Raw genomic sequence first — 9,753 nt, forward strand, 5'->3', positions numbered from 1 at the left:
AGTGCAAAGCCGTCTTTGATCAGTGCGTGTGGGCGTGCAGCGTCGGCTGATAAAAATATATCGTACGGTGCACCGTGCATAATTTGTGAGTGTAATACGCCGCTAGAAGCAGCTGATATTTTAATATTAATATTTTTCAGGGCTGGGTTAGTTACCAGCGTTTGCAGCACAGGTTTAAAATTGCTCGCAACGGCTATATGCAGCGTTTCTTTTGCGTTAAGAGGATTGCTAAATACCACTAACAGTAATAACAAATAACCACACCATGTATTGTAAAGCTTTAACATTATAAGTATTGTTTTAAAAATCAGACACATTATAAAAAACAATATATATGAACGATGTATGCAATGCACCTGGTTTATTACCAGTAGAAACCGCAATTAGTAACATGCTAAGCGCTATTAACTTTAATAAAGCCGCAGAAACCATTTCAATAATGCACAGTGTTGGCCGTGTTTTAGCAAGCGATATTAAATCCAATATAAATGTGCCTGCTCACGATAATTCGGCAATGGATGGCTATGCACTTTGCCTAAGCGAAGGGCTAACAACTTATCAGCAAGTAGGCAGTGTATTTGCTGGGCAAACCTTTAAAAACACCTTAACACCTGGGCAATGCGTTAGAATTATGACCGGCGCTGCCCTGCCCCCTGGCGCTAATGCGGTAGTTATGCAAGAAAACGCCAGCGTAGATAACGATAAAATAACATTTACAGGTCATATTGAGCTCAATAATAATGTGCGCTTTGCAGGTGAAGACATTGCAAAAAATAGTGTTGTTTTTAAAGCGGGCAGAAAACTAAAAGCGGTAGATGTAGGCTTACTTGCCTCTATTGGTATTAACCAAGTAAGTGTATATGAAACACTAAAGGTCGCGGTATTTTCTACAGGAGATGAACTTATAGAGCCTGGCAATGCCCTTCCTGCAGGTGCTATTTATGAAAGTAATCGCGCTGTTATATTAAGCGAGCTTAATGATAACAATATAGAAGTGATTGATTTTGGAATAATTCCCGATGATAAAACGCTCATTAAAAACACGTTTTTAAAAGCAAACGAGCTAGCCGATGCCGTAATAAGCTCTGGTGGTGTATCGGTTGGCGAAGCCGATTTTACTAAAGAAGTATTAAATGAAATTGGCGATATCCATTTTTGGAAAATTGCCATGAAGCCGGGTAAACCCTTTGCTTTTGGTAAATTACCTAACAGCTACTTTTTTGGTTTACCAGGTAACCCCGTATCGGCAGCCGTTACGCTTGAGCGACTTGTAAAGCCAGCCCTTACAAAGCTTTCAGGAAATGAACATACTGCTAAGTTACGTTTAAAAGCAACCACCACAGCGCTGATTAAAAAGCGCCCCGGCCGTACCGACTTTCAACGCGGTATTGCCAGTACCGACGAAAACAATAACCTACTGGTAACGCCTATAAATAAGCAAGGTTCGGGGGTACTCTCATCGCTTAGCCACGCAAATTGCCTTATTGTGGTGCCCGCCGAAAGTGGCAATATTGAAAAAGACGAAACCGTAGAAATAGAGCTACTATAACTTATGCCAATTTGCTTAGTTAGGTAGTATATAAGCACGAGTAATAAAAAAGCCCAGCAAGTATGTGCAACTTGCTGGGCTTAAGTTTAGGTTTAAACCGCTATTAAAATAACGACTCAAAATCACCATTAGGAAATAATACCCCAGGAATACCACGTACTGCGGTTACATCCGCAATTTTTGTATCGCCTAAGTACAAGCCACCGCTGTAGTTGCTGCCAGCTTGTTTTACATCAAGCCAGCGACCGTTTTCACCTTTTGCGGTTAAACTAATATTGCTATTTACTTCTCTAATGCGTAAATCTAAGGCTTTTTGTTTTACGCTAATAAATACATCACTACTAGTAAGCTGCGATAAATCAATAACATCACCTACATACGCTAAGCTAAAGTCACTCGCACCACCTAATGGCAGAGCCAGTTCTAGGCCAAACATTAAATCATCGTTTTCCTCACCCGTCAGTGGCGAAGCTTCTAATGCTGTAATATGAAAAGGCGTAGTTTGAATATCACTTTGATATTGGCCAGCAAAATCAAAGGCAGATAAAGACGTAACTTCCTGCGCAAACGCAGTAACAAATCGATTTAGATCTAATGATATCTCACCAGTAAGCTCGCCTGATTGCTTAGCAATAACTACGTCAGTGGTAATATTAGCAATGCCTGTTTGTGCATCGGGTAATAATTCACTTTGCTCACTTACCCCATCAAATTCCACCAGCAGTTCACTTACATCAACATCTAAGCGCGTATCGCCATTAATAACAGAAGCGCTCATTACCCCTTCTATTTTATCACCAAGTACACCGCTTATTCTAAATGTGGGGATAGACATGTCTATATTTACTGGCAAGCCATCATAGGTACCGGTAATTAGCCATTCGTAGGGTGAGGTTGAATAGCTAATATCAAGATTACGTAACGTGTACTGCCCTTCGCTCGCAGATACTTCTGCAAGTGGGGAGTAATTTATGAGTACCTCATTAATTACCTCTGCAAGCACGGTAATAGTTTGCTGCGTATCGTCATCAAGTGCGCTTTCTAGTTGTGCAAGCTTCGCGTCTAAATCATCTGCGTAGGTTGTGTCCTGTAAGCGAATAACACCTAGCGCATCTCTTATATTTTCGAGTAATTCGCGTGACTCTAATGCTTGCTCAGTTTCAACTTTTTGTTGCCAATTGGTATAACTAGTCACGCTCGCAATAGTTTGCTTAACCTGCCCGGCTACACTTTGAATTAAACCATTTCCTTGTTCACTGTAAAGGTTATCTGCGATGTATTGATCAGCTAAACTGCTGTAAGTTTGCCAAGCACTTGTATCATCCTGCTGGGTGATAAAATCATCAAATGCAGTGGCTAAATCAAATCCTTCAACAGACACACCAGCGACGATAGCGCTATACGTAAATGCATTAGCTACAATTTCTGCCTCTAGTGTATTACTCAAGCTACTATGTGTAAGCTGATAAAAAGGACTCGCAGATAAACTTGCAAGGGTCGCGTCAATATTTGCATTCGTAATTGCGGTGCTCAATGGCGAGAAAAACACCTCATTAACGCCTGGCGCAACATAGGCACGGGCGGCATAGTTTAAATTAACGCCGGTTATCTCTTCAAAATCAATTAAACGGTTTTCGTTTATATCGTTTACATCGCCGCGAAGCGTTCTGCCGCAGCCTGTAAAGCGTGGGCATGGCAAGGCGCTATCGTCAGGTATAAATTCAAATGTATAAAAATTAAGAGGCGATACACTCACGCTGGCGGTATTTATGTTTTCGACCGCGACAGACTCAACCACATTGCCTTGGCTGTCTAATTGATTAAGGGTACCTTTGGCTGATTGCCACTGAGGTACATAAAAGTTTACGGTAGAGGTAGATGCTACGCTTATTTCAACCGCTTCGTCACTACTGTCATTTGAAGAGCCACCGCAGCCACTAAGCGCTAGAGCAACTGACAAAGGTAAAAGTTTTTTTAACATCTTCATTCCTTAAAACTTAATGTTCATGTACCAATTTACATTCGCATAATAAGCTTTATCTAAATCTAAGCTGTCGGTTTGTAAATTAAGACCAAAGTACTCGTTTTCAATACCGACTAAAAACGCTTCACTTTTTGTTTCATAGCCAGCTTGTACTTTCCAATGATCCCAAAAATGAATACGCCCTTTTAGCTGACTAAATGTATCTTCGTCGTACTGTTTGATTGTAAGCGCCGTTGAATATCGGCGGTTGATTCGATAATCGGCAAAGGCGGTAATACGCATTTCCATATCAAGTGTGTGTGACTGGGTATTACCAAAAGCAGATGTTTGAAGAGAAACTGTCGGTGTAGAGGTGACATTACCACTTTCATCTTCACTGAAAGGGATTTCTGTTGTTTGCCCTTTTACCGCGCCTGTATCATCAAAGTCAGTTTTATAAAGCAGATCTTTTACACTTAGCCCTACTTTTAAATCGTCATTTACTTGCCAATCAGCAAAAATATCTAAGCTATAGCCTAGGCCTTCAGGGTTTTGCGAGGGAGTAAATTTTTTAAATAAAATATCTTTCGAAAAATTATAATCAGCAGTAATGCTGCCTTCTACATCGTCACTAAACACTCGCCCATCTACTGAGGCATCTTGAAAATGTGTACTGGCAAAAACAGACACTTTTGGTGTAATAGTTAGCGCGTTTTTATCTAAAAATTTAAAATCGTATGAAACAAACACTCCATTAGAGGTCACTTGCTTAGCATTTAGCTGATACGTGTAAAAACGCTCTTCAAAGGGTAAATCGTTTTTTTCTAAATAAGTATAAAGTGCAGTATCGGGATCAAAATTAAGTACGTAGTCATAACGGCTCTGCAAACCAACTTTAAAATTGTTGTAACCCACACCAATTTCAAAAATATTATAAGTAAATGCACTATCGCCAGACTTAATAGGCTCGTCAAAATCATCTACAAATGCTTGTACTGGCTGTGCCTCAGTGTAAATTTCGGCGTCAAAGTGAGTTAATATTTGAAATTGATTATTTGCAGAAGCTAGAGGTGAAAGTAGAGCAGTTGAAAATCCTAACAAGAGAATTTTTTTTTTCATAATTTAATCGCTTTCTATAAAAAAAGGGAAAAGCACACAGCTTTTCCCTTTTATAGTTTAAGTATTAGTTAGATGAGTCAATTAAAGTCACATCTGTGTAATCAATTACTTCATCATCAATGTAAGTAATTGAAACACCATTTGTTACCTTAGTTGCTGTACCAAAGGTCATCATCATGCCATCGTACATAGCTTTAACATCGCCCATGTAACCAGCTGATTCAGTACCCGACATAGACAGCGTGTAACCCATTGCAGCGTCACCGTTAACTTTAATTTCAAGCATGGTCATATCTTCATCACCACTGCTATCCACCTCAGACATTACGCTAAAGTCTAAGTCGCCAGACATACCTGCTAGTTCTAGCATAGCCATGTCTGTCTCTTCCATGCCGCTTAGGTTTAGCGTCCCCATAAAGTCTGAGTCACCGTCCTCAATTTCAACACGGTTCCACGCCTGTGCCATAGTTAGTTCAGCATCGTCAACCGTATCTGCATTTACAGCACCGTCAAACGTAAATACTAAACACGAATCAATTTGTGTAGAGTCAGTAATTGTACCATCAGCAAATGCTTGACACTCTTCAAGTGCATCTGCGGCTACATCGCCTGTAACAAGCTCAACAGTTGCATCGCTTTCAGTGGTTAGCATACCGCCCCAAGCAACAACCAATTGGTTATCTTGATACGCAGCAGACGCTGTGATCATGCTACCTGTAGTCGAGTTTGTAAGCATTAGCGTTAAATCATCTAAGCTGTAGTCGTATGCCCACTCAGGATGCGTTGTTGAAGTACCTTCACCAGAGTTACCCATATCGGCAAGCTCTTCAAATACATCAAATAACACTTCAGCTGTGTCGTAAAGTGCATCACCACCGGTACTTGTTAATACCGTCATCGTTGAAAGAGATTCTGATGTTTCTTTAACAGATGCCGTTGCCACTGCAAGATCGGCCTCAGCTTGAAGGCTAAGTGCTGTTACAAGTTGCTCGTTTGCAAGTTCAGCCTGAGTTTCAGCAGCTTCGGCCATCATTTCTGCACTTTCAACTAAATCAGCGGCTTCAGCCATATCAGCTTCAGTTACTGCTACAGCTTCATATTCAGTTGCTGCTTCTAGTGCTTGTTCAATCGCAAGCTCTAGTGCATCTACAGCAGCAGAAAAATCTGACGCAGCAGTTACTGCAGCATCAACTAATTCAACAGTTGCTTGTGCATCGTCACCCGAGTCAACAGCAGCTTGCGCATCAGCAAGTGCACTTGTTGAAGCGGCTTCTGCTGTATCTGCAGCGGCTTTCTTTTCATCTGCAACATCTGCAGTATTCAAAGCAATTTCTTTAGCGGCTTCTACTTCAATCTCATACTCAGTAATAGCGGCTTCTGCATCAAGTACTAACTGCGCAAGTGCTAAATCGTATGTGCTTACGTTTTCTACTTCTTCTAAAGCAGCGTCTTGTAAATCAATTGCAGTATCTAGTATGCCTTGGTAGTCAGAGCTTTGAGCTACAAGTAAAGACGCAGTGCTAACATAGCTTTGTGCTTGCACATAAACCTTGTTTGTTGCCGTTGATAAATCCGCTGCTTCAGCTTCATTTTCAAGTGCAGCTACAGCTGCAACAAATTCAATTGCAGTAGCTGCGTCAGTTACGGCACCACCCATTTCTTGAACATCAGCAAGCATTTCTTCAGCAGTATCTATAGATGTTTGAAGAGCAGTAAGCTCAGTAGAAGATGCATCAATTTGCGCTGATAAAGCAACTGCTAAATCTGCAAAAAAGTCATCGCCTGCAACACACTCATCGCCAGTACAACCCAACTCTTCTAGAGCTTCTTGCACAGTACCTGCAAGTTCTGCCAGCTCTGCATCGGTTGCTGCGCCATTTTTAACTGCGTTGTCTTTTGCTTCTTTTGCTTTAGCTGCAATACCAGCAGAGTTTTCTGCAAATGTAGCAATATCGGCAGCTGATGCATTAGGGTTATTTGCTAAGTAGGCTGCTTCTAATGCCGCTTTAATAGCATCTTCATCACCCGTTGCAATAGCTACAAACACGCTTGCAGTACTAGAAACGGCTGTTTGTAAGGTTGCTGCAATATCAGTTGTACTTAAAGTACCTGCTGCAATACCAGCTTTAATGCTTGCTATAGTATCAGAAATCGATGGTAAACCTTGAACCGAAGACGACAGCTGCGCAATCATCAACACGCCTTGTGAAAGGCTTTCTTCACCGTCTACATCACTTAAATCTACTGCACCACCGTTTGATAAGTCACCAATAAGCGCTGACAATAATACCGCTGCATCTGGTCCAAAAACTTGGAACACTGTATTTAAGCTTGTTGATGCAATAGCATCAGCGTCAACTTCACCTTCGGCTTCAAGTAGAGCTTGAGCAACCAGCGTAGTTAAAAAGGTTACATTCGCTTTAAACGAACGTGCTACGTTTGCATCGCCTGCTGCGCCGCTCGTATCAGATGAGTCGGCTTCTGCTGCAGCTACATATTTAACAACAGAAAGCTCTAAGTCGGCTTTGTACCATTCACCAAACTCAATGTTAGTATCGCCATCGTTTACGTCATCTGCTTCTGGCGCATCATCGTAAGTTCCACAACCAATGTAAGCATCACAACGTAAGAAGCTATCATCGCCTTCTTCAGCAGTAGTCACTGTAATATATACAGGGCCTGTAAAGTCATCTTCAAGGTAAATGCTGTAGCTACCATTATCGCCGGTTACTAGCGCATCTGGGTTACCTGCTATTTTGCTAGCTTCTACTGCAGCATCTGCCGCATCTTGAGAAGTTGCTTCGCCGGTAAACGTTTCAGCTTCTGCTGATGCTTCTAATCTAAATGCAACTGGAACACTTTGCCCTGTTTCATCAAGTGTCATCACGCTAACAACGGCACCTTTCATTGCACCTTTAACAGCTTTACCTGTTATTTCTACGTTAAATTGAGCGTCATCAGATGAAGTAACAGATTCAACTGGAGGAACGTAAGTGTTGCCGTCGTTGTCTGAACCACAACCCGCTAAACCTAGGGTAAGTGCAACAGATGCTGCAATTGGGGTAATTCTATTCATACGCTGTGCCATTTATTTCTCCTTGATAGCCTGCAATGAGTATCAGAAAATATTTTATAAAATATACGTGTGAAAGTTTACAAAAAACATAAACAGACACACAATAACAACCTTTGTTACTTATTGATTAAAGTAACATTAAGTAATGAGTTTTTGCTACATTTTTATACATTTCAAGTACAAATTTTTACCTAAGTTTAAACAACGCTTCTTCATAGGCTTTACTATTTTTCAATAACATATGTTAAAACCATTAAGAAGCATCGCTCTGGCGTACCATATATCCACTATATTAAGTGAATATTACATTTAATTTAGTTTGTTAATAATATTCTTCAAGTAAATGCGTCAGATACGTTAAAAAAAAACCATCTAAGTGCTGATATAATGAAAAAGAATTAGTTTTGTAGGTTTTTGGAAGGGGGATTTATTAAACACAATGTTTACGTTGTTTAGTTTTAAAACTAAACATTTTAAGAGTCAATAACAACTAGGGATAGCGTTAATGACTCAATATAAAACGTTAAAATCAGCTTATTGCAAAGCCTTAACTACGCCCTCCATAAGCACACGAGCACTGCGGCTCATACTTGCTTTGGTAACTAGCCAATCTCCAGCTATTTTTTTAGCTTCTGCGCCTACTTTTAGCGTGCCAGAGGGGTGACCAAAGTTAACTTCGTTCAATGTCCCGCCACCTGCGGCCACATTAACAAGCGTACCTTCAATAGCGGCGGCTGCGCCAATAGCTACTGCGGCTGTGCCCATCATAGCGTGATGAAGCTTGCCCATAGACATAGCACGTACTAATAAATCAATTGTTGTAGCTTCAATAAACTTACCACTTGACGCGTTATAATCTAATGGCGCTGCCACAAAGGCTACTTTAGGTGTATGTTGGCGTGTTTGAGCTTCGTTAATATTAGCTATTAACCCCATTTTGACTGCGCCATAGGCACGAATAGTTTCAAGTTTTTTAAGTGCGTCAGTATCGTTATTAATATCGCTTTGCAGCTCAGTGCCACTATAGCCAATATCCGCGGCATTAATAAATACAGTAGGAATACCCGCGTTTATCATAGTGGCTTTTAAAGTACCAACACCTGGTACTTCTAAGTCATCTACTACATTGCCTGTAGGGAATAACGCCCCTTCACCATCGGCGGGGCTTAAAAACTCTAGCTTTACCTCGGCAGCAGCAAAGGTCACGCCATCAAGTTCAAAATCGCCAGTTTCTTGCACTTCGCCATTGGTGATAGGTACATGAACTAAAATGCTTTTTTTAATATTAGCCTGCCATACTCGCACCACGGCTACACCGTTGTCGGGTACTGTGCTTTTATCAACTAAGCCGTTCGTTATAGCAAACGCACCTACTGCGCTGGTTAAATTACCGCAATTGCCGCTCCAATCTATAAAAGGTTTATCTATTGCCACTTGGCCAAATAAATAATCCACATCGTGGTTAGGTTGCTCGCTTTTACTTAAAATAACCGTTTTACTAGTACTTGATGTTGCTCCGCCCATACCATCGGTTTGTTTGCCATATGGGTCGGGGCTACCAATTATGCGTAACAGTAAATTGTCGCGCGCCTCACCTGCCACTTGGGCAGGTTTGGGTAAGTCGGTTAACTTAAAAAATACACCTTTACTGGTGCCGCCGCGCATATAAGTTGCTGGCACTTTAATTTGTGGTTTAAACATAATGTACGCCCCTTATGCTGATTGCGTAGCTTCTAAAAAGTCTTGCGCAAAGCGCTGTAATACACCACCAGCGGCATAAATAGAAAGTTCTTCTTGGGTATCCAATCTGCATTTCATAGGTACTGTTAGAACCTCACCGTTTTTACGTGTAATCACTAAATCAAGCGTTGCACCTGGTGTTGGCTCGCCTTTTACATCAAAGCTTTCGCTGCCATCAATGTTAAGCGTTTTGCGGGTAGTGCCAGGTTTAAACTCAAGCGGTAATACACCCATACCAATTAAGTTAGTACGGTGAATACGCTCAAAGCCCTCTGCGGCTATAACCTCAACGCCTGCAAGCCTTAC

The 9,753-nt window shown here is 41.2% G+C and carries 6 protein-coding genes and 1 pseudogene; 1 reads left to right on the plus strand and 6 read right to left on the minus strand.

The genetic code is table 11. From position 1 onward, the window contains the following. Positions 1 to 287: substrate-binding domain-containing protein (locus B2R65_RS14640; RefSeq protein ID WP_286743884.1), on the minus strand; the 287-nt coding region annotated here is incomplete at its 3' end. Between the two features lie 47 nt (positions 288 to 334). Between B2R65_RS14640 and moeA the strand changes: the two genes are divergently transcribed. Beyond that, positions 335 to 1,549: a molybdopterin molybdotransferase MoeA gene (moeA, locus tag B2R65_RS14645; RefSeq protein ID WP_286743887.1), complete on the plus strand. Its 1,215-nt coding sequence runs from the start codon at positions 335 to 337 to the stop codon at positions 1,547 to 1,549. A 103-nt stretch (positions 1,550 to 1,652) separates the two neighbouring features. Here the strand turns inward: moeA and B2R65_RS14650 are convergent, their stop codons facing one another. The 5 genes and pseudogenes from B2R65_RS14650 to B2R65_RS14670 all read right to left on the minus strand — a co-directional run. Beyond that, positions 1,653 to 3,530 (minus strand): hypothetical protein, encoded by a 1,878-nt coding sequence (locus tag B2R65_RS14650; protein ID WP_286743890.1) that lies wholly within the window; start codon positions 3,528 to 3,530, stop codon positions 1,653 to 1,655. 9 nt (positions 3,531 to 3,539) lie between these two features. Beyond that, positions 3,540 to 4,631: a hypothetical protein gene (locus tag B2R65_RS14655; RefSeq protein WP_286743893.1), complete on the minus strand. Its 1,092-nt coding sequence runs from the start codon at positions 4,629 to 4,631 to the stop codon at positions 3,540 to 3,542. Positions 4,632 to 4,695: 64 nt separating this feature from the next. Further along, positions 4,696 to 7,719 (minus strand): hypothetical protein, encoded by a 3,024-nt coding sequence (locus tag B2R65_RS14660; protein WP_286743896.1) that lies wholly within the window; start codon positions 7,717 to 7,719, stop codon positions 4,696 to 4,698. Between the two features lie 522 nt (positions 7,720 to 8,241). Then, positions 8,242 to 9,408 (minus strand): 2-methylaconitate cis-trans isomerase PrpF, encoded by a 1,167-nt coding sequence (prpF, locus tag B2R65_RS14665; protein ID WP_286743898.1) that lies wholly within the window; start codon positions 9,406 to 9,408, stop codon positions 8,242 to 8,244. A 12-nt stretch (positions 9,409 to 9,420) separates the two neighbouring features. Continuing rightward, positions 9,421 to 9,753 (minus strand): annotated as a pseudogene (locus tag B2R65_RS14670) (Fe/S-dependent 2-methylisocitrate dehydratase AcnD); the annotation flags it as partial.

The sequence above is a fragment of the Pseudoalteromonas sp. UBA2102 genome (genome assembly GCF_002331165.1).
Classification (GTDB): Bacteria; Pseudomonadota; Gammaproteobacteria; order Enterobacterales; family Alteromonadaceae; genus Pseudoalteromonas; species Pseudoalteromonas atlantica.